We start from the raw sequence: 21470 nt of genomic DNA, 5'->3' as shown, positions 1-21470 counted from the left end.
TCAACTATTCTCATTTTCATTCTCTATCTATATGAAATAAAAAGGTTTTTTGATTTATCTGTATTTATAAACTATACTCGCGGCATTCGGTGAAAGATAAGCCAAGTTTGCGCTTTATCGCGTTTATAAATAGGTGAAATTATGTTGCGCAGTAAAAAAGTCGTCTCTGCTTTAAATGAGGTATTAACGGGTGAGTTAACGTCAATTAACCAGTATTTTTTGCATGCTAGAATGTATAAAAATTGGGGATTGAATGCGCTGGACAAAAAGTGCTACAAAAAATCCATTAAGGACATGAAACAAGCTGATGCCATTATTGAGCGTGTCTTGTTTTTGCAAGGTTTACCGAACCTGCAAATGCTCGGTAAATTGCTTATCGGTGAAGAAACGGAAGAAATGTTGCAATGTGACATGACATTTCAACAACATCAGATCCCAGTATTAAAAAATGCCATCAGCTTATGTGAACAAGAACAGGATTACGTTTCCCGTGAGTTATTAGAAGACATTCTTGAATACGAAGAAGAGCATTTGGATTGGCTGGAAACTCAGCAATATCAAATTAAACATATGGGTTTACAAAATTATCTACAAGCCCAAGTTATTGAAGGGGAAGACTAATGCAAGGTAAAAGTAACGTTATATCAGGCTTGAATGCTCTACTCGCTTATGAATTAGCAGCGATGGATCAATACTTTGTGCATTCTCAAATGTATTTAGACTGGGGATTAAACAAACTTTACGAACGCATTAATCATGAATTCGATGATGAAAAAGGTCATGCCACTAAGCTTATCGAACGTATTTTGTTCCTCGAGGGCACACCTAATATGGTTGATCGCGATGGTTTGCTTATAGGTACAGATGTGCCTTCTATGCTAGAGAGTGACTTGCGGGTTGAATACGCAGTGGGTGATAAACTTAAAGAAGTTATTGCTGTTGCCGAATCTGAACAAGATTATGTGACCCGTGACATGCTTATGGTGTTATTAGATGATACTGAAATGGATCATGCTCATTGGTTAGAGCAGCAACTAGGGTTAATTAAGCGTATTGGGCTTTCTAACTACTTGCAGTCTCAAATGTAAACCCATGTTTGGTCATCACGATTATGAAACGCCTAGCCAGTTACTACCTAGGCGTTTTTTATGTGCGCTGTATTCATGCCAAACGGCCGGTGCTTAAGCGCCGGTTAAAAATGGGTTTGAAAATTAAAAAATAACCGTTTTTCGTCCAAGGTCGCTGGATTTACAAAAAGTAATACCAGTTGCCAACGCATATTTCGTTCACTGCATGCGCCTAAGAAAAACATATATTGGGCAAGGTTTATCTCCCCATCGTCCCTTGAGGTAGTTTTAATTAAAGCGGTTTGGCCCATGTACATATTGATGCCCTGAATGTAGCTTTGCTGCAGTTCGTATTGACTAGGGTAAGCCAATTCTATGTACAACTCTTCTTCCACTTCAGCGGCTTGCAGCAGGCGCGCGCTGAATTGCCGGTCTTGCAAAACCGCCACACAAGTTTGGGTGCCAACTAACTGACATTGTGCGCCCTGTTGAATTTTCACCTCTGGTGATGAATAAACGTAAGCAAAGGCGATCAAAATGGCCACCGCCACGACGGGCCATAAACGGGTAATAAGTAGACGATTCACAGATGGCTATTTTAATAACTTGATTTGCATCAAGTTTGCAACATAGAAACACGGCTTACAAGTGCGTTTGAGCCTATCTTTTTAGCCCTGTTTTGATTATTATACGCGGGTTTTTAGTATGCTAATTTTGTGTATGGGCATAGATGACACCTGTCAATGTACGCATACACAAAACAAACATGCGCTAAGACACACACGAGATACACATACATCCTTATTGAAGTGGAAGATTCATTAAAATGAGTGAAGCGATTCAAGTACACCCTGACTACAACTATAAAGTAGTACGTCAGTTTGCAGTTATGACGGTCGTCTGGGGCATAATTGGCATGTCATTAGGCGTGTTTATTGCGGCCCAATTATATTGGCCAGCCCTTAATTTCGACACACCTTGGTTAACGTTTTCACGTTTACGACCTTTACATACTAACGCGGTTATTTTTGCGTTTGGCGGGTGTGCATTGATGGCAACCTCATTTTATGTGGTTCAGCGTACCTCTCAGGTCCGTTTATTCAGTGACAAATTGGCATCATTTACCTTTTGGGGGTGGCAAGCTGTCATCCTGTCTGCGGTTATTACCCTACCAATGGGATTAACTTCGACAAAAGAGTATGCAGAATTAGAATGGCCAATCGATATCCTGCTTGCGCTGGTTTGGACCGCCTATATGATTAACTTTTTCGGCACTATGATTATCCGCAAGGTTTCTCATATTTATGTTGCCAACTGGTTCTTCGGGGCATTTATCTTGACCGTATTAGTCCTGCATATCGGTAACAGTATGGCTATTCCCGTCTCGTTATTTAAATCGTATTCGATTTATGCCGGTGCAGTAGATGCCATTATGCAATGGTGGTACGGGCATAATGCAGTAGGTTTCTTCCTCACCGCTGGTTTCTTGGGCATGATGTACTACTTCGTGCCTAAACAAGCGGGTCGCCCAGTTTATTCATACCGCTTATCGGTTGTTCATTTTTGGGCACTGATTTCGCTGTACATATGGGCAGGCCCTCACCATCTGCATTACACTGCACTGCCTGATTGGACTCAATCTGTTGGTATGGTGATGTCGATCATTTTGTTCGTTCCTTCATGGGGCGGCATGATAAACGGTATTATGACACTTTCCGGTGCTTGGCATAAATTACGCACCGACCCCGTTTTGCGCTTTCTTGTGGTGTCGTTGTCGTTCTATGGCATGTCGACCTTTGAAGGTCCGATGATGGCAATTAAAACCGTTAACGCCCTATCCCATTACACTGACTGGACAATTGGTCACGTGCACTCTGGTGCGTTAGGTTGGGTTGCTATGGTTTCCATTGGTTCGATTTATCACCTTATCCCGGTGTTGTTCAATAAACCTAAAATGCACAGTATTTATCTGATCAACGTTCACTTCTGGTTAGCGACAATCGGTGTGGTGTTATACATAGTTGCCATGTGGATGTCGGGTGTTTTACAAGGCCTAATGTGGCGCGCAGTCAATTCTGACGGCACCTTGACCTATAGTTTTGTTGAAGCTCTTGAAGCATCTAAACCTTTCTACTTTGTGCGCTTTGTTGGCGGTCTATTTGTGGTAGTTGGTATGTTTATCATGGCATATAACTGTTACATGACCATCCGTTCTAAGTCTGAAGACGAGCCTGCTCGTTCAGACGCCGAAGTACAGCCAGCGTAGGAGCAGATTAGATGAGAAATGCACACGAGTTAGTAGAAAAAAACGTTGGTTTATTAACTATTTTAATCTTGGTGGCCATCAGTTTGGGCGCCATGGTTGAGATCACACCGTTAATGTTTCAACAGCAAACAATGAAACCAGTTGATGGTCTTGAACCCTACACTGCCCTAGAAATGGAAGGGCGCGATATTTATATTCGTGAAGGTTGTGTGGGCTGCCATAGTCAAATGATCCGTCCATTTCGTGCCGAGACAGAGCGTTATGGCCATTATTCAGTTGCCGGTGAGTCTGTTTGGGAGCATCCATTCCTGTGGGGTTCAAAACGTACCGGTCCTGATTTGGCCCGCGTAGGTGGTCGTTATAGTGATGAATGGCACCGTGTTCATTTGAGAAATCCGCGTGACGTTGTACCTGAGTCCAACATGCCTGGTTTTCCTTGGTTGTTTGAAAACCAGTTGACAGGTGATCTCACCGCTAAAAAGCTAACCGTATTTCGTGGTTTTGGTGTGCCTTACACCGATGAAGATATAGCAGGTGCAAAAGCAGCGGTTGAAGGGAAATATGAGATTGATGCATTAGTTGCATATTTGCAGTCTCTTGGGACAGCGTTGAAATAATATGGATTACGCAATCACTGGAACCATATTTACCCTAATCGTATTTGCTGTATTTATAGGTATTGTTATTTGGGCCTACAGTAAAAAATCTAAGGTAGGCTTCGACGAAGCCGCCAATCTGATTTTTGCTGATGAGGACAAAAAAGAGAAGCGGGAGTCAGGCACACATGAGTAGCTTTTGGAGCATTTGGATCACAGTTATCACGCTGGGAACAATTATTGGTTGTTTTTTATTATTGCGTTGGTGCTTAAGCAACAAAACAGGTGTTGCTGAAGGCGATGATATGCATCATGAATTTGATGGTATTCTTGAAATAAACAATCAGCTACCACGTTGGTGGACGATTATGTTTTATGCCACCATTATTTGGGGCTTCTTGTATTTCTTACTTTACCCTGGATTAGGCAGTTTCGAAGGCTTGCTTGGATGGAAAAGTTCAAACCAAGACATTCGTTCACTGGCTGAGTCAGAAGCGGCGCGCATTGCGGCAAAAGAAAATGGCGATATCGTTCAGTACGACCGTGAATTAGACTTTGCTGAAGAACGCTTTGCCCCTATTTTTGCTGCTTATGCTAAACAACCGATTGAAACATTAGCCCAAGACCCAGAAGCGTTAAAAGTGGGTCAACGCTTGTTTAGTCAGAATTGTTCTCAGTGTCATGGTTCTGATGCCCGCGGTCAACGTGGCTTCCCTAACCTAACAGATAATGATTGGTTATACGGCGGCACGCCAGCCAAAATCACTGAAACCTTAACGCTTGGACGTCAAGCCGCTATGCCTGCACAACTCGATTCGTTTGGTGAGAAAGGTATTGAAGAAGTAGTAGCTTATGCCCTAAGCCTTAGCGGTCGTCAGGTTGACCCCGACTTAGCGGAAAAAGGTAAAGTCCGCTTTGCCATTTGTTCTGCTTGTCATGGCCCTGACGGAAAAGGTAATCAAGCGATAGGTGCGCCGAATTTAACCGATAATATTTGGTTATACGGCGGCAGTCATAAAGCCGTTACTGAAACCCTAACGTATGGCCGTAACGGTGTGATGCCCTCGTTCAAGAAAACCTTGGGGGATGAAAAAATCCACTTGGTTGCAGCATATGTTTACAGTTTATCGCAAGGTAAATAAAACCGTTTTCGGTTAGAATAGGCCTCGCTTGTGCGAGGCTTTTTTATATTCATCATTTATTTAAGGTTGTTATGTCCCCTATTTCAGAGCCATCAATTACTGAAAACAAAAAATGGTATAAGCAGTTTTGGCCGTGGTTTCTTATTACCATTCCAGTATGCTCTATGATCTTGAGTTTCAATATGCTGCGCTTTGCATTCGACGGGCAAGACGCCATGGTGGTTGATGATTATTATAAACAGGGCAAAGCGATTAATATTAGCCTTGAAAAAGTACAAAAAGCAAAAGATCTCATGATTGAAACTCAACTGACTGTGGACCAACAGCAGGTTAGTTTACGTTTTATCAGTGGTGCACCACAAAGTGGCGCAGCCCTGCGGTTAGCGTTTTATCATGTCACTCAAGCACCCAAAGATCAGGTCATAGATTTGTTCAGAGATGCCCAAGGCGTATATCGCGGTATAGCTGAACACGATTTGACGGGTAAGTGGCAGGTCGCCCTGACGCCCCATGATCAAACATGGAAGGTGCAACAAACCCTGTCCTTACCACAAACAGATAGCATAACCTTTAAGCCCTAATGACACAGATAGTTAACTGCTACCATTGCGGCTTGCCCGCGGTGAATGGCGATAAATATTGCACCATAATTTTAGATCACAATCGCATTATGTGTTGCCCTGGTTGCCAAGCGGTTGCCCAAGCAATCGTTGAAAATGGCTTAGATGATTATTACCGTTTTCGGACAGAGCCTAGTGTTAAGGCAGACGATAATCTTCAAGAGACCTTAGATCAATTAGCCATATTCGATGAACAGAGTATTCAGCAAGACTTTGTTATTCATCAGGGGGATGTCAGTGAAATACAATTAAGCTTGAGCGGTATTAGCTGCGCGGCCTGTGGTTGGCTGATCGAAAAGCAATTAAGCAAAGTAAAAGGCATTAAACAGGTATCAGTGAATGTTACCGCAAATCGCGCATTAGTTAGCTGGTACTCCGATGTCGTGACTCTCAGCCAAATCATGGCATCCATTGAGCGTATCGGTTATCACCCAAGTCCCTTTCAACAAGAACAACACGAAGCCTTGTTTCAACAGTCTCACAAAACACAACTTAAACGTATTGGGCTTGCCGGCTTGATGACCATGCAAGTTATGATGTTAGCGGTTGGTGTATATTTTGATTTGTTTGGTGATTTGGAGCGGGAAACCAGTTCATTTTTTAGTTGGGTGAGCCTGATATTAAGTACGCCTGTAGTGTTCTATTCTGGCGCCGGCTTTTACCATAGCGCCTATAAAGCATTAAAAGGCCGTACAGTGAATATGGATGTGCCCGTCTCTATCGCCCTGCTCGCCACCTACTTCTCTGGTGTATGGGCCACTGTATTCGAGCAAGGTCAGGTGTACTTTGAGTCCGTCTGTATGTTTATATTTTTACTTTTGGTCAGCCGATTCATCGAACATCAGGCGCGGCATAAAGCGGCACAAATTTCAGCAAACATGTTGCAATACATTCCCTTAACCGCAAATTTGCTGATTGAAGAACAACTGCAACCGACCTTAGCAAAATCTCTGCAACTCGATGATGTTATCTTGGTAAAAGCTGGGGAAACCGTTCCTATTGATGGCGTCGTTTTAAGCGGTAGCGCGCAAATCGATGAATCATTGTTAACTGGGGAGTTTTATCCCGTCGATAAAAACCCAGATGATTCCGTATACGGCGGTACCATAAATAAAAGCGGTACCCTGACGATACGGGTCACATCCGCATTTAAATATGCTTTGGTCAATCAAATCGCCCGTTTGCAAGAGCAAGCAATGGCTAACAAACCAAAGATTGCCACCATGGCCGACCAATTTTCTCAGTACTTTGTGATGGCTGTTTTATTCTTTTCGCTGGGTAGTTTTATCTTTTGGTGGTGGCAAGGTAATCCTGAGGCATTCTGGATTGCCATATCCGTACTTATCGCGACCTGCCCTTGTGCGCTTGGGCTGGCGACGCCATCAGCCTTGTCCTTTGCTATGGCAAATCTGAATAAACAAGGAGTGTTGCTCAAGCGCTCTGATGTACTCGAGCAATTGACTCAAATCGATCACGTCGTACTGGATAAAACCGGCACCCTGACACAGGGTAAAATATCTATCGCCGCCATGAATAACATTTCAGACTTAAGTGACGAAACGTTGCTGCGCTATGCCCATAGTGTTGAACAATTTTCAGAGCACCCCATTGCACGTGCGTTTAATAACAGTTTGGCTTTCCCCGATGTCACAGAATTCAGTTTTACTTTAGGCGAAGGCGTCAGTGGCAAGGTCAATCAAAAATGGGTTGAGCTTCTTGGTACTCACACGCTATCAAGCACAACGAATGCGGTACCAAGGGCGTTAACTGGTAGCAGTATAGTGATGCGCATTGGCGGGCAGTTTGTGTGTGGATTTACTCTAAGTGATACCTTGCGCCCTGATGCCAGTGACATGCTGCGCCGTTTGAGTCGCAAAGACATCAGTTTGCTCAGTGGTGATAACAAAACCAACGTACAGCAAATTGCTGATAGTTTGGGTATTTCAAATTGGTTAGCCGAGCAATCCCCCCGAGATAAATTGGCGTTTGTGCAAAATTTACAGTCGGAGCAGCACAGCGTGTTAATGATAGGCGACGGCATCAATGATGCACCCGTCTTAGCGCAAGCCGATGTTGCTGTTACATTAGGCGCTGGTGCTGACCTAGCCAAGTCTTCAGCAGATATTATCTTACTCAAAAACGCGCTGGGTAAATTGCCCAATTTATTCACCATCGCCCATCGATGTAAGCAAAAAATAAGGCAAAATATGGCGTGGGCCTTAGGCTACAATATATTGGTATTACCTTTGGCAGTAAGCGGCGTACTGACCCCGTGGATGGCCGTTATTGGCATGTCACTTAGCTCTATCATAGTGGTCATTAACTCGGTTCGATTACTTAAGTAAAACAGGCAAGGCATTTTTATGAGCATTATTTATATCTTGATCCCCTTAGCCATCATTATTGTTGCGCTCGCCATCGGAATTTTCTTTTGGGCGGTAAAAAGCAATCAGTTTGACGATCTTGAACGCCACGGCTACAGCATTTTATTCGATGACGACATAAAACCTAAAGCGCAAACTGACGAGTCTGACTCGGCAAAAAACAAACAAGCTATCATTGATGACAAGCCTTAGTATCGCGTCTGCTTTTTTGATTGGTTTAGCGGGCAGTGTGCATTGCTTTGGCATGTGTGGTGGTGTCGTCAGTGCCTTTAGCTTTGCTGTGCCCAAAGGCGCCAAGCAATGGCCTTACGTAGTGACCTACAATATTGGACGCATTTTTAGCTACACCCTGCTAGGGGCGTTCACGGGTTATCTTGGTAGCATGGTTGCGCGCAACGACTTACTGGCTAATTTGCCCATTTTACAAACCATTAGTGCTTTATTTTTAGTTGCAATGGCCTGTTATGTGGGCAATTGGTGGCGCGGTTTACACTATTTAGAGCGTGCAGGTGCCAAATTGTGGCGATTCATACGGCCTTTATCTAAATCATTATTACCCTTTAAAAATCCACTATATGCGCTACCTTACGGCGTAATTTGGGGTTGGCTGCCATGTGGCTTAGTGTATTCTACGCTGACTTGGAGTCTGGCCAGCGGCAGCGCGGCTAACGGTGCAATGATCATGTTGTTTTTTGGGCTAGGCACCCTGCCCGCGTTAATTGTAATGGCAGCGGGCGTCGAATCGCTTAAGACGTTATTGGCCAACCCTAAAACACGTCAAGTTGTCGCCTTATGTTTACTTGGATTCGCGTTTCACATGCTCTGGCGCGCATATAATTAACACACAGCACCATCTTGTCTTCCTTGGGGCGATACAAATCCCATACCTAGCCTGTTTTTCAGTCAATGTATGAAAATAACTTGCGTTAAATCAGTAAAATAGTAACTTGGATGGCAAATTTAACGTTAGTCTCATACACTCAAAGTGTCACATCAGCGACGGAGAATAATGATGAAATATCAAAAAATACTCGCAGTTATCGATCCTGAAGATGACCAGCAAAAATCGCTTTTGCGCGCCATTGAAATCGCCCATATTACCCAAGCAAAAATCACTGCCTTTTTGCCTATTTATGACCTTTCCTATGAAATGACCACTATGTTATCTACTGATGAGCGTGAAAATATGCGCTTCGCCGTGATTGAAGACAAAAGTGCGTGGTTAGCGGATTTGGTTGCCCCGATAGAAAAAGCAAGCGGCTTAAAGATCGATTTAAACGTGGAGTGGCATAATCGCGCCTGGGAAAGCATTATTTGTCGGGTGATCAAACATGATTACGATCTTATTGTTAAAGGTACGCAATTAAACGACACCTTAAAAGCAGTCATTTTTACCCCCACAGATTGGCATATTATGCGTAAAAGTCCTGTCCCGGTATTGTTAGTTAAAGATCATGACTGGCCCACTCAGGGTAAGGTACTTGCCGCTGTCAGCGTTGGGGTCGAAGATGATGATCACACTGCCTTAAACGACTGCGTCACCCGCACGGCTAAGGCTTTTGCTAAATTGCTGTCATCAGAAGTACATTTGGTCAATGCTTACCCCGGTACACCGGTTAACATTGCCATAGAGATCCCTGAATTTGATCCTCAGGTTTACAGCGATTCAGTTAAAGACCATCATAAACATGCCATGTCACGTCATGCCCAGAAGCATGATATTCCTGAGCGATGCAGCCACATTGAACAAGGGTTACCAGAGGACGTCATCCCCGCTTTAGCAGATAAGATAGATGCCGAACTGGTTATCCTAGGCACGGTGGGACGTCAGGGGATTTCAGGGGTGTTAATCGGTAATACTGCTGAGCATGTCATCGATAAATTAAACTGTGATGTGCTAGCCATTAAACCGGATGGCTACGAATCACCAGTGAGCTGTGCATAGCAGGTACTCTATTGATCAGAGGCGGACTGATAACAATTCGCCTCTGATTAAAATAGATACATTAGGGGGCGGTCAAACCACGATTGAGTGCTCCACGATAAGCACTCAATGCCGGCCCTAATGCCAACAACCCTGCTAGCCCTAAAGCCAATATAGTGTAATGAATTAATGCATCTGAATACCCCAGTGGGCTAATCAATAAGCCAAATTTCGTCTGCACAAAGTCTGTTAGTAACCATATCGCACCGTTTGTCATCAAATAACCCAAAATACACCCTGTTAATGCCAAACATAACGCCTCGCATTCAATCAACAATACGATTAAAAATGCATTCGCGCCAAGCGCTCTAAGCACCGCGATTTCCCTTTGCCTTTCGTGCATGGAGGCAAGCAGCATAGTTAACATACCTAACATAGCGGCCAGTAATATTAAACTTGAAACCAGGCTCAAACTACTCTCAATACCTTTCATTAGATTCCACAGTTCGGCTAAGGCCACCCCAGGTAAAATCGCTGACATAGGCGCCTGTCGGTCTGTATTGATACTGCGCTGTACTTGCAAGGTTGAAATCTTGCTAGTTAATCCTAGGTAGATGGCACTGAGCTGTATATTGTTATGAGCATCTTGATGACTAGCATGCTCGTCATGGGGTGAATGAGCATTATCTTCTGCATGCCCGTCAGCCTTCCCCGCCGTTTGGGTCGTAGCGTTTGATTTCTTGCTTGCGTGCTTATTAATAATCTGACGTTTAAAATTTGAGAAACCTTGCTTGTGCATAACATCAATTGATTCGATTGGCACAAACACACTTTGATCAATCGGTGTTCCGGTGACGTCCAAAATGCCCTGCACGGCAAATGGAAATTGACTGTGCTTGGTAAAACTGACCTTACCCGTGCCATGAGCCAACACCACGGCTTGTTCTGGTTGATACATCAGTTGCTGAGCGACTTTTGCGCCAAGTACCATGCCCTTAGGATTGTCGAATGCTTCCCCAGCGACAAAACGTAACGCTTGTTTATCAGCATAACGATAGTGCAAAAAATATGCTGGCGTTGTGCCAACCACAGGAAAGCCCTGATGAGAGTCGCCTAAGGAGATAGGGACCGCCCACTTAACCTGTTTCATATCTGCCAACTTCTGATATTCATGCCAGGTAATGTTGCTACTTGGACTACCAATGTGGAACACAGAATACAGCAGCAAATTCAACTGACTGGTGCGTGCACCCACGATGAGATCGACCCCAGAAACGGCCCGCTCAAAATTAGCGCGTACCTCAGTACGCAAGTGTTCAACACTGAATAACACGAACATACTGACAGCAATAGAAAAGACGGTTAATCCAACCATTAATTTTCGCGCTTTTAGACTGGCAAGGGTCAGTTTAGCTAACATGACTTACCTCTTGTTCGATGTGCCCACGATTCAACTCCTGCATATTAATCTGTGAATGAAAGGCACCAGCCAGTGATCGGTCATGACTAACGAATATAACAGACGCCTTGTGAGCTCGACTTTGTGTCAGTAGTAAATCAATAAAACGATCTCGATGCTCAGTATCAAGTGCCGAAGTGGGTTCATCGGCAATGATCAGCTGGGGTTGACAGATGAGTGCTCTGGCTACCGCTACGCGTTGCTGCTGCCCCACACTTAGCGTTGAAGCTTGCTTGTTGAGTAGTTGCTGATTTAATCCTAATGATGTGGTTAATTGCTCAAAATGCTCACTGGCATCGGTGTGGGGTTTTATGGCATTTGCACGATCGGTAAACCATTGACCCAGTTGAATATTTTCCTTCGCCGTTAAATAAGGTAGCAGATTGAATTGCTGAAATATAACACCTAACTTGCGAGCTCGAAATCGATCACGCTGACGTGACGACAATTGATTAAGTTCATGGTCGAGCACCGATAACCGACCATTATTGGCCACTAACACACCACACAGTAAATTGAGTAACGTTGATTTGCCGCTACCAGAATGACCTTGCAAAAATACATGCTCACCCTGTGCAACCTGCCAACGGGGTATTGTTAAGGTGGGTGTGTCTTGTTTTGGCCAGGTAAAACTGAGGTTTTCAATGTCAACGGCAAACGACATAACATTCCTGATAAATGAACTGAGACTATAGGGTAATCATTTTTGTGTTATCGGCAAGCGAATGTAGCTTAAATAAACCTAATAACTTCGCTATAATCCGCCGGTATTTTCTTTTCATTATCCACTAGTTGCCCTATTCATGAATCATGCTCTTAGTAATAAATCTGATACCACACTTAATACTGCATCGCCGACAGCGATAAATATCAAAAAGCTCACCAATAAATTGCGCCGTAAAACTGGCCAAGCGATAGCTGATTTCAATATGATCGAAGAAGGTGACAAGGTGATGGTTTGTTTATCCGGAGGGAAAGACAGCTATACCATGCTCGATATTTTGCTCCATATGCAAAAATCAGCGCCTATCCATTTTTCGATTATCGCGGTTAATTTAGACCAAAAACAACCTGGTTTTCCTGAACACGTGTTGCCTAACTATCTCAACGAGTTAGGCGTTGATTACACAATTATCGAGGAAGATACCTACTCGATTGTCATAGATAAAGTACCTGAGGGAAAAACGACCTGTTCATTATGCTCACGCCTTCGCCGGGGCATTTTATACACTAATGCGATTAAATTGGGTGTGACTAAGATAGCGCTTGGCCACCACAGAGACGATATGCTGGAAACCTTGTTTTTGAACATGTTTCATAATGGCCGTTTGAAATCGATGCCGCCTAAGTTAACCAGCGATGATGGCAAAAATGTGGTGATACGGCCCCTTGCCTATTGCCGTGAACAAGATATTGCCGACTATGCCCAGCACAAAGGGTTTCCAATTATTCCGTGCAATTTATGTGGGTCACAGGAAAACTTGCAACGTAAACACGTCAAGCAGATGTTGAATCAGTGGAATACACAGTTCCCAGGGCGCATCGAAACTATGTTTAAAGCGTTGCAAAATGTCGTTCCCTCTCACCTTGCCGATCCAAGCGCTTTCAATTTTACTGATCTGAGTCAACATCCGCTAGGTGAAAACGAGGGCGATATGGCATTTGATCCTTTGGAACTAGCCCCCGTAAAGCAAGATAACACCCAGTTCGTGGCCATTACCCAACTCGATTAGGAGTACACAGTGAAGATAGGAATAGCCCTTGGTAGCGGCGCAGCCCGCGGTTGGGCACATATCGGCGTCATACAAGCCCTTGAAGAACTCGGGATTAAGATTGATGTGGTCGCCGGTTGCTCTATTGGTGCTTACGTAGGTGCTGCCTATTCATCTAATAAGCTTGCACCATTAGAAGAATGGGTACGCAGTTTAACGGAGTGGCAAGTTTTCGCTTTAATGGGAGTGGGCTTATATCGAGGTGGTTTAGTTAGCGGTTTGAAAGTATTCAAAGCGCTACAAGATAATTTCAGTGAGGAAACCTTTGAAGAACTATGTAAACCCTTTGCTTGTGTCGCGACGGATTTATACAGTGGCCGAGAAATTAACTTTCTAACCGGTTCAGTGGTGGACGCGGTGCGCGCCTCGTGTGCCATACCTGGTTTATTCCCCCCAACGACGTTTAACGACCGTTGGCTGGTCGACGGTGGCGTGGTCAATCCCGTTCCCGTCAACTTGTGTCGCCATTTAGGTGCCGATATTGTATTTGCGGTAAACCTCAGTGCTGATTTTCGTCCCCAAGCGATGGACAACAATGAAAAAGAGCGGGAACGTAACCAACAGAAAATATCGGACGTATTCAGTAAAAGTCAAAGCCACTTATCAAAATGGTTTAAAGGTGATCGCAAAGAGAAAGACGATGATAAACCCGATGCTCAGGACGACGTTGACTTACACAGTGAAGTGGCTAAACCTCGTACAAGTAAGAGTCATCCACCGAGCATGATTGGTGTCATGGCCGGTTCGTTGGACATACTTCAAGCCCGCGTGACACGTTCGCGTTTAGCGGGTAATCCGCCCGATATTTTAATCGAACCACAACTACGAGATTTTGGCATGATGGAGTTTTATCGTGCTGGCGAACTCATTGAGGAAGGGCGCAATAGTGTTAAGCGGATCGCTGACCAAATTCGTTATCAACTCAGGCTCGACTGACATTATTCGCAGCCGTTTAAGCAGTGAGTTTTCGCTAGAATAACCATATACAATAAAAGTCAAAATAAGCGCATTGTTATTTTGACTAACCTTTTGTCAGTAGCCTATTAAACTACACATCCTATTACCTGGTGGTTTTAGCGGTTATGCGTAACGGTACGTAAGGTAACGACAAAGGCATTTCCTCACCTAACCAGCGCTTATCTAGCAGCAAACGGCCATTATCAATTTGTAAGCCGTTCTCTAGTTTGCGTGTCAATTTATGGTCAGAAAAGTGGATAACTAGTCCGTCTACCGATGGCATTAAAAACGCCAAAAAGCTGCCCATATCATCGAAAAATGTCTGATACTGACCAAACAGCAGAGCAAGCTCCTCAGAGCTGTATTCAGACTTTAACCACTGTGGTGTGGTTTCAAGCTGCACTGACATATCACACTGATTAGCGGGCTCTATGATTGTTAGAGCAACCTTGGCATTCGCAAGCTTCAGGGCTTTTTCACTGGGAACGGTAAAACGTTGCTCGGCAGAAATCGTTAATGGAATATCTTGCTTTTGAGTATGTATATACCCTGAGGTTATATGACACAGAGCTCCAGTACGCACATGTTTAAAACCAAACGCAAACTGCAGGGCGTTTGTGTCCTCAGCGCTTAACTTACGAACATGACTGTAAAAATTACTGTAATCCACATTTACCGATGGCTGAGTGGATTTAGAGACGGTATTCGGTTCTTCTTGTGCTACTGCTAAGCAGCTTTGCATAATACAAGCTGCTAATAACCACTTTTTCATAAATTCATGTGCTCTTTATTAACTCTCATCATACTCAGCAATTCGTCGATATAGTCTTGACCACGTTCAGAGTAGCTTTGTAACCCATGGACTAACGCTTTGGCAGTGATAGGTTTATCCTGTGCTCGAAGGTTCGCTCTGATATCGCGTAATTCTTGATACGCATAATGCCGGTTAAGGTTTCTGATGTAGGTTTTTACTGCGTGGGATAAATCTTTAAATTTAGCCACTTCATGCACTGTGCCTTCATTTCTGCGCTTAGGGACAAAACCACAGCCTTGCTTGAAACACCATAAACCAAAAAAATTGTACCCTTGACGGGCAAAACGAGACGTCCCCCACCCGGATTCATTTGCTGCTTGAATCAATACCAACTCAGCTGGGATCATATCAATACGCTTTAGTAATACGGGCATAGCTTGCTTATTCGACAAGTTTTTTTCGATTTTGTATTCACGACGTAGATTTTTTAAAAGCTTAACACTAAACGGACTCAGGTTAGTCTTATTTGCTAATTGCTCGGTCATACTGACAACCGCTTTGCGTTTAATCAGGGTAATATTGTTTTGGTGACGTATTTCAGGCAAAAGATAGGCAAAGAATGCCTGTTTTTTCTCGGTAACGTCATCATAATCATTGAAGTTAGGCACTTTTTTACTCGACGCATAATGAGGCGAAGCTTGAGGTTTACGCTCTAAGTCGTCGATTAGAATACGCAATTCTATTTCATTCAGCTGCAAGTTTGTGTCGGGCAACTGGGCATCAAAATAGTTATCCGCAACATACATGATGGCGAATAGCGTCAGTGCAGCGGCAAAATAGCGTAATGTTTGAAATTGATTATTTGAGTTAGGCATAGAAAACCGAATCTTTATTATCTGTGGTGCTAGTGGGTTGGCCAATTACTTCAACACCAAATAAAGTTCGGTACAACACGCCTTTAGTATGAAGGTACCAAGGTACTAGCCAAATTAGCGCAATCCCAAACGTAAATAACCCAGCTATGAATAATATAAACGACACGATATAAAATTGACTCAAAGGCAACCAATAACGATTGAACACACGCATGGATGTCAGTATAGCCTGACTAGGACGATATTTTTTTTCAACCAAAAGTAACAGTGTGAAACCGGTAGACATGGCTAAATAAATGCCCGGCAATATATACAACGCCAAGCCTAAATTAACCAAAGCCCCTAACATTAGAGCACAAAAAATAAGCATCGCCGAAGCAACCAAACGTTTCACTAAACCTAAAAATGTTGTTTGCAATCCGACACTATGACTGATACCCATCATCATTAATGCGGTGATAAGCGGCGTCGTGACCAAGGTAAATAACAAATTCAAACCGAAGCTCAGGGAAACAGAAGGACTTTGCAAGTCATCCGTGCTGACATAGTTACCAATTAACATCAGCAGCAATAAAATAACACCCAAGGTAAACAAGCCACCTTGTAGGATACTGTAAAAGTGACGTTTTGATAGCGCCCATCCTTCTTTTACGCAGCTACCTAAATTAAGCTGAGTTTCACCCATAAGTGACTTATTGATATCGCCGCCCTGTGTATATTTATTCTGTTGTTCCACACGTTACCCTTTATTAATAGCTAGATTAGCAACAAGATCTATCTTGATAATACCAGCGTAAAGTCAATTGTTCGCCGGCAGATTATTATGCTAGAACCAGTTTGGCAGCCAAAAGTAATAGTACTGCTCCCATCACTCTGTCGAACCAATGACTGTATTGGCTAATGAAGGTGCGCACTTTACGCGTACTGAGTAAATAAGACAAAAAGCAGAACCAAACACCGGTGGCAAAGGCCAGATATAAACCGTAAATAAGCTTGATGCTATTCGGTGTATCAGCAGAGACCGCAACGGCAAATACCGAAAGGAAAAATAATGTCGCTTTTGGATTCAAACCATTTGTTAAAAAGCCGACAGTAAAGGCCTTTTTATCACTGATCTGATTTACGTTACTGCCGTGTTGTGTTCTGTCTTTGTTATCAGGAGCAGAGCTACGTAGCGCGCCAATTGCGATGTAAATTAAATATGCAGCAGCAACATAACTAAAAATTTTAAATAACAGAGGATTAGTTTTGAGTAACAAGCCAATCCCTAACAGTGAGTAAGTAACGTGCAGCAATATTGCCGCACCCACTCCAATACTGGTGATCATGGCGCATCGACGACCATAATTAATACTGTGTTTTAACACAATCGCAAAGTCGGGGCCGGGACTGGCTACCGCTAACAGATGTACTGCCGCTATGGTCAAAAACTCCCCCCAGTAAAGGCTTAAATCCACGTCATGCTTCCTTTTGATATTGTGCTAAATATTGCGCTACGACAGAACTTGCCAAACCATAATGCGTTTCTAAAAAATAACTATGGCCATCACTTGGCGCGAGATTAAGCTCCACCGTGTGAGCACCATAACGATCCGCTATTTGCACCAATCCAGCAGCCGGATAGACGTTACCCGACGTACCAATGGAGATAAACACATCGGCTTCACGTACGGCTAGTTCAATTTCATCCATAAAAAAGGGCATTTCACCAAACCAAACGATATCAGGACGAATGGCTTGGCTAGGCTGGCAACATACACACCTAGAGGCGCCATTAAAGTTTTCGCGCATATTAAAACTGCGTTGACTATGACAGCAGCGAGCCTTAAGCAATTCACCATGCATATGTAGCACATTTTGACTACCCGCACGTTCATGTAAATCATCCACATTTTGAGTCACTATCAATACGTTTCCATGATGGGATTGCTCAAACTCAGCCAAGGCATCATGCGCTGCGTTTGGCTTGACTGCTGGGCTTTGCAGCTGTTCACGACGCAGATTATAAAAACGATAAACTAATTCAGGATCCCGCGTGAAAGCTTCAGGCGTTGCTACGTCCTGTACTGAATGATCTTCCCACAAGCCGTTATTGTCGCGAAAGGTACGCAGTCCAGATTCAGCTGATATACCGGCCCCTGTCAGGACAACTACATTTTGATACGATCTAGCTAAACTCAGCACAAATTCCTCATCATTTCACTCAATCGACCCACAGCAAGTAATACTGCATAACCGGGTAATATACCTAACGGCCAATGCTAGCACTGTCTTTAGGGATATAATAGTTTGAGATGATTGCAAATTACTTAACGCTTGCGCTATTGACCAGCAATTAACAAAGCATTGATGCTAGCTGATGATTACACGGCAATACCCACTTCGCCCATTAAAGTCGTCTATCAGTGATGACTTCTAAGATACTTTCTAGCCCAGAGTTCCTTTATCTAAGGTAATTGGTATAAGCTATATGCCTATTTTGATTCAGCGATATCTCTATTTTGGCAAAAATTCCGTTTATTAAACGCATAGAACAGCAATATCAAGGACTCTCCCCTAACGCCCGTTTAATTGCTGATCATCTGCAACACACGCCGCTTGACGTCTTAAGTTGTTCTGTGGCGGAAATCGCTCAAAAAACCCATACCTCAAAAGCCACCGTCAGTCGGTTTTTCCGACAGTTAGGCTACGACTCCCATCACGATGCAAAACAGGAGTTAAATGCCTTTCGCGCTAATGGATATCCTATGTATATGGAGTCGAATCAAGGTGGGGCATTAAATCGGGAAATTCAGCGTATTGAGCAAACCTGGAGCAATATAGACCAAGACCAATTGAATGGACTGATCACATCGATTTGCGAATCGTCACGGATTACGATAATTGGTTTTCGTAATAGCTACCCTGTCGCCCTGCACTTTCGCCAGCAATTATTACAAATTCGCAGCAAAGTACGCCTTTTGCCGCAACCTGGGCAAACCTTAAGTGAAGAATTGCGTGACATCAGTGATGATGAGTTAGTCATTTTGATTGGTTTTAGACGCAGACCAAAGATATTCAAACCCCTGCTGGACAAACTTCAGCATCATAATGTGGCCTTATTCGCCGATCCTTCTGGCCAGATTTATGCTGAACAAGTGAAACAACTTATCATCTGTCAATTGGGTCAAGAACAAGCACTAGACAGTTATGCAGCCCCTATGAGTGTTATTTCGATTATCTGCAATCAGGTATTTACCTTGTTAGACAAATCAGCAGATCAACGTATTAGCGAGATTTCATCCCTTTATGAGCAACTAGACGAGCTCGAATAACAAGCGCATTTGCGCTGTTCTCGGTTTCTACCCTTGTCATTCTCCGTACCCTAAATTTTACAATCCAATGAGCAATATCCGGTTAGATATTTGGCCGTTTACCTTGAAAAAATAGTTATCACACCAAGTACTATTGTTCAGCTGCAATTTTTCTCTGTTTCTTTCACTCATCTAGTGCAAATAGGAAAGCGGGAACAGGGTTAATGCATACCTAAAAACGGTATATTTTTAGCAAATATTCAATGAGCCTAATCACCTTAAAAAGGAACACTGTATGTTGCCACGATCTCAATCAAAATCGACTCGCGCCGCTAACACGGCTTCAACCTCCTCCTCGGCAAAAAAGTGGGTATTGATAGCCAATGGTGCACAAGCCACTGTATGTGAATATCAACATATATTTGAATCTCTGCAGGTTGTCGAACAGCTTAGTCACACCCATGAAGCTTCAAGAGATTTAGTCACCACAGAACGTGGACGTGCTGTGAACTCAGCCAGCGGCGGCCGTAGCGCTTTCGAACGTCCAACGGATCCACATGATCACGAAAAGCACATTTTTGCTACTGAGATAGTGAGTTTTTTGCAAAAAAACACTGATAATTTCCTTAGCCTTATCATCATTGCATCCCCTAAAACCCTTGGGGAGTTACGTCATTTACTACCTAAAACCTTAATCCATAAAGTAATAGCTGAAGTAGATAAAGATCTGACCAATGTTCGAACCCATGCGTTACCAAATACGTTACGTAAACTCTTGGTTGATGAACTCTATCCTGGCACATCTCACTAAGGAAACCCCATGCAAACTTCTCAACCCGCTCACAAAGATTTGTTATACAAAGAGCAAACCTCTCTGGCCCTTGAAAACTTTCAGATCAGTGGCCTACCCATGCCAAGTACGTTTATTCATGCCTTGGCACTACTAAAAGCTTGTGCTGCTAAGGCAAATGCCGAACACGCTGGGCTCGACAGTGAAATAGCGATCGATATACAACGCGCAGCCATGGAAGTGGCAGAAGGTCAGCACGATAATGCGTTTATGGTCGATGTGTTTCAAACGGGATCCGGTACCAGTACGAATATGAACGCCAATGAAGTAATTGCCACCCTGGCCGGTCATAAATTAGGCCGACCGGTTCATCCTAACGACCATGTGAATATGGGACAAAGCTCTAACGACGTTATTCCCAGTGCGATTCACGTCAGTGCAACTATCGCTATAAGCCAAGAACTCGTTCCCGCGCTACAAAGTTTAATGTCGGCGATTGATGCCAAAAGCTTGGTATACCGTGATACCGTGAAAACGGGGCGCACCCATCTTATGGACGCCATGCCCATTACCCTTGGTCAAGAATTAAGCGGCTGGAGCAAGCAAATCCAACAGGCTATCAGTCGACTAGTCGAAGTATTGCCACGTATATCTACATTAGCATTAGGTGGCACTGCGGTAGGCACGGGCATTAATACTCATCCCGATTTTGCTGCGGCGGCGTGTCAAAACCTCAGTCAGTTAACTGGGCTACGATTTGTACCCGCTGATAACTACTTTGCTGCGATAAGCAGCCAAGATACAGCGGTAGAGGTCAGTGGTCATCTAAATACATTGGCGGTCAGTCTTATGAAGATATGCAATGATTTACGCTGGATGAACAGCGGACCGCTAACGGGCCTTGGAGAAATATCACTGCAGAAATTGCAAGCCGGTAGCAGCATAATGCCGGGTAAAGTCAATCCTGTGATCCCTGAAGCTGTCGCCATGGTTTGCGCACAGGTGATGGGCTATCATCAAAGTATTACCATCGCAGGTCAATCTGGTAATTTTCAGCTTAATACCATGTTGCCACTCATAGGGTATAACCTACTCAGTAGTTTGACTCTGTTAACCAATGGCATTAACGCTCTTACCCACAAAGCTATTGTCACTATGCAGGCTAATTCCCAAAAGATGGCTAAATCGTTAAGTATGAATCCAATATTAGTCACAGCCCTTAACAATAGAGTCGGTTACGAGAAAGGTGCACTCATCGCTAAAGCCGCTTATGAGCAAGAACGTCCTGTGGTTGATGTGGCTGCAGAAATGACCGATATTCCACTGGATGAATTACGCGACTTGCTCGATCCAAAGTCAATGACATAGCATCAGTGATAATACAGACGGGAATCGATATTAGTTACATTGAAACAAGATCAAGGTTTTGATCAGGGAGTTATCCTGATCTTGTTTCATTAAAAATAAAATAAAACGTACCCGACGTTATAACCTTTATCGCTGATTATAAAACGATATTTATTAAATACTTGTTAAATCCGAATATATACTGAACATAATCAATGTTTCTC

Annotated in this window: 24 protein-coding genes; 16 read left to right on the top strand and 8 right to left on the bottom strand. The window is 43.5% G+C overall.

What is annotated here, in order from left to right; all coding sequences use genetic code 11:
- Positions 1 to 141: 141 nt before the first annotated feature.
- Positions 142 to 621, top strand: a complete 480-nt coding sequence (gene bfr, locus GPLA_RS09235) for a bacterioferritin (RefSeq protein WP_007104617.1) — start codon at positions 142 to 144, stop codon at positions 619 to 621.
- Positions 621 to 1088, top strand: coding sequence for a bacterioferritin (gene bfr, locus GPLA_RS09230; RefSeq protein WP_007104616.1), 468 nt, complete (start codon positions 621 to 623; stop codon positions 1086 to 1088). The genes bfr (GPLA_RS09235) and bfr (GPLA_RS09230) overlap by 1 nt, the downstream gene beginning before the upstream one ends.
- Before the next feature lie 104 nt (positions 1089 to 1192).
- On the opposite strand, the gene GPLA_RS09225 is transcribed toward bfr (GPLA_RS09230), so the two are convergent.
- Positions 1193 to 1654: a hypothetical protein gene (locus GPLA_RS09225; protein WP_226993077.1), complete on the bottom strand. Its 462-nt coding sequence runs from the start codon at positions 1652 to 1654 to the stop codon at positions 1193 to 1195.
- Between the two features lie 239 nt (positions 1655 to 1893).
- On the opposite strand from GPLA_RS09225, the gene ccoN reads away from it, so the two are divergent.
- The 9 genes from ccoN (at position 1894) to uspE (ending at position 10020) form a co-directional block, all read left to right on the top strand.
- Positions 1894 to 3333 (top strand): cytochrome-c oxidase, cbb3-type subunit I, encoded by a 1440-nt coding sequence (gene ccoN, locus GPLA_RS09220; RefSeq protein ID WP_007104613.1) that lies wholly within the window; start codon positions 1894 to 1896, stop codon positions 3331 to 3333.
- Positions 3334 to 3344: 11 nt separating this feature from the next.
- Entirely contained in the window at positions 3345 to 3950 is a 606-nt protein-coding gene (gene ccoO, locus GPLA_RS09215) for a cytochrome-c oxidase, cbb3-type subunit II (RefSeq protein WP_007104612.1), read from the top strand.
- 1 nt (position 3951) lies between these two features.
- Entirely contained in the window at positions 3952 to 4125 is a 174-nt protein-coding gene (locus GPLA_RS09210; protein ID WP_007104611.1) for a CcoQ/FixQ family Cbb3-type cytochrome c oxidase assembly chaperone, read from the top strand.
- Complete coding sequence (gene ccoP / locus GPLA_RS09205) at positions 4118 to 5071, top strand: cytochrome-c oxidase, cbb3-type subunit III (protein ID WP_007104610.1); 954 nt, start codon at positions 4118 to 4120, stop codon at positions 5069 to 5071. Before GPLA_RS09210 ends, ccoP begins: the two co-directional genes overlap by 8 nt.
- 71 nt (positions 5072 to 5142) lie before the next feature.
- Complete coding sequence (locus tag GPLA_RS09200; protein WP_007104609.1) at positions 5143 to 5652, top strand: FixH family protein; 510 nt, start codon at positions 5143 to 5145, stop codon at positions 5650 to 5652.
- Entirely contained in the window at positions 5652 to 8036 is a 2385-nt protein-coding gene (locus GPLA_RS09195; protein WP_040514276.1) for a heavy metal translocating P-type ATPase, read from the top strand. The genes GPLA_RS09200 and GPLA_RS09195 overlap by 1 nt, the downstream gene beginning before the upstream one ends.
- An 18-nt stretch (positions 8037 to 8054) precedes the next feature.
- On the top strand, positions 8055 to 8267 hold the full coding sequence (ccoS, locus tag GPLA_RS09190) for a cbb3-type cytochrome oxidase assembly protein CcoS (protein WP_007104607.1): 213 nt from the start codon (positions 8055 to 8057) through the stop codon (positions 8265 to 8267).
- Positions 8254 to 8916 (top strand): sulfite exporter TauE/SafE family protein, encoded by a 663-nt coding sequence (locus tag GPLA_RS09185; protein WP_007104606.1) that lies wholly within the window; start codon positions 8254 to 8256, stop codon positions 8914 to 8916. The genes ccoS and GPLA_RS09185 overlap by 14 nt, the downstream gene beginning before the upstream one ends.
- Before the next feature lie 168 nt (positions 8917 to 9084).
- On the top strand, positions 9085 to 10020 hold the full coding sequence (uspE, locus tag GPLA_RS09180; protein ID WP_007104605.1) for a universal stress protein UspE: 936 nt from the start codon (positions 9085 to 9087) through the stop codon (positions 10018 to 10020).
- Positions 10021 to 10081: 61 nt separating this feature from the next.
- Here uspE and GPLA_RS09175 read toward each other — a convergent pair whose 3' ends face one another.
- Both GPLA_RS09175 and GPLA_RS09170 read right to left on the bottom strand, forming a co-directional pair.
- Complete coding sequence (locus GPLA_RS09175) at positions 10082 to 11419, bottom strand: ABC transporter permease (RefSeq protein WP_007104604.1); 1338 nt, start codon at positions 11417 to 11419, stop codon at positions 10082 to 10084.
- Positions 11409 to 12122: an ABC transporter ATP-binding protein gene (locus tag GPLA_RS09170; protein WP_007104603.1), complete on the bottom strand. Its 714-nt coding sequence runs from the start codon at positions 12120 to 12122 to the stop codon at positions 11409 to 11411. Before GPLA_RS09170 ends, GPLA_RS09175 begins: the two co-directional genes overlap by 11 nt.
- A gap of 139 nt (positions 12123 to 12261) precedes the next feature.
- On the opposite strand from GPLA_RS09170, the gene ttcA reads away from it, so the two are divergent.
- Both ttcA and rssA read left to right on the top strand, forming a co-directional pair.
- Entirely contained in the window at positions 12262 to 13191 is a 930-nt protein-coding gene (gene ttcA, locus GPLA_RS09165; protein ID WP_007104602.1) for a tRNA 2-thiocytidine(32) synthetase TtcA, read from the top strand.
- A 9-nt stretch (positions 13192 to 13200) separates the two neighbouring features.
- The gene (gene rssA, locus GPLA_RS09160) at positions 13201 to 14166 is read left to right on the top strand and encodes a patatin-like phospholipase RssA (protein ID WP_007104601.1); all 966 of its coding nucleotides are present in this window, start codon (positions 13201 to 13203) and stop codon (positions 14164 to 14166) included.
- 124 nt (positions 14167 to 14290) lie between these two features.
- On the opposite strand, the gene GPLA_RS09155 is transcribed toward rssA, so the two are convergent.
- From GPLA_RS09155 to cobB, 5 genes are all read right to left on the bottom strand, one after another.
- Positions 14291 to 14959: a DUF2987 domain-containing protein gene (locus GPLA_RS09155; protein ID WP_007104600.1), complete on the bottom strand. Its 669-nt coding sequence runs from the start codon at positions 14957 to 14959 to the stop codon at positions 14291 to 14293.
- Positions 14956 to 15816 carry a glucosaminidase domain-containing protein gene (locus GPLA_RS09150; RefSeq protein ID WP_007104599.1) on the bottom strand — a complete coding sequence of 287 codons (861 nt, stop codon included), beginning with the start codon at positions 15814 to 15816 and terminating at the stop codon, positions 14956 to 14958. The genes GPLA_RS09155 and GPLA_RS09150 overlap by 4 nt, the downstream gene beginning before the upstream one ends.
- Positions 15809 to 16552, bottom strand: a complete 744-nt coding sequence (locus GPLA_RS09145) for a DUF975 family protein (protein ID WP_007104598.1) — start codon at positions 16550 to 16552, stop codon at positions 15809 to 15811. The genes GPLA_RS09150 and GPLA_RS09145 overlap by 8 nt, the downstream gene beginning before the upstream one ends.
- Positions 16553 to 16637: 85 nt before the next feature.
- Positions 16638 to 17273 carry a LysE family translocator gene (locus GPLA_RS09140; protein ID WP_007104597.1) on the bottom strand — a complete coding sequence of 212 codons (636 nt, stop codon included), beginning with the start codon at positions 17271 to 17273 and terminating at the stop codon, positions 16638 to 16640.
- A gap of 1 nt (position 17274) precedes the next feature.
- Positions 17275 to 18000 carry a Sir2 family NAD+-dependent deacetylase gene (gene cobB, locus GPLA_RS09135; protein ID WP_007104596.1) on the bottom strand — a complete coding sequence of 242 codons (726 nt, stop codon included), beginning with the start codon at positions 17998 to 18000 and terminating at the stop codon, positions 17275 to 17277.
- A 317-nt stretch (positions 18001 to 18317) separates the two neighbouring features.
- Here cobB and GPLA_RS09130 point away from each other — a divergent pair, with 317 nt between their 5' ends.
- From GPLA_RS09130 to GPLA_RS09120, 3 genes are all read left to right on the top strand, one after another.
- Positions 18318 to 19130, top strand: coding sequence for a MurR/RpiR family transcriptional regulator (locus GPLA_RS09130; protein ID WP_007104595.1), 813 nt, complete (start codon positions 18318 to 18320; stop codon positions 19128 to 19130).
- Positions 19131 to 19404: 274 nt separating this feature from the next.
- Entirely contained in the window at positions 19405 to 19920 is a 516-nt protein-coding gene (locus GPLA_RS22925) for a host attachment protein (RefSeq protein ID WP_007104594.1), read from the top strand.
- Between the two features lie 9 nt (positions 19921 to 19929).
- Complete coding sequence (locus GPLA_RS09120) at positions 19930 to 21267, top strand: lyase family protein (protein WP_007104593.1); 1338 nt, start codon at positions 19930 to 19932, stop codon at positions 21265 to 21267.
- The last annotated feature ends 203 nt before the right edge of the window (positions 21268 to 21470 follow it).

This window comes from Paraglaciecola polaris LMG 21857 (assembly GCF_000315055.1).
In the GTDB taxonomy this organism is placed as follows: domain Bacteria; phylum Pseudomonadota; class Gammaproteobacteria; order Enterobacterales; family Alteromonadaceae; genus Paraglaciecola; species Paraglaciecola polaris.
Note: the sequence above shows the minus strand (reverse complement) of the source record. Positions and strands in the feature narration are given on the sequence as shown.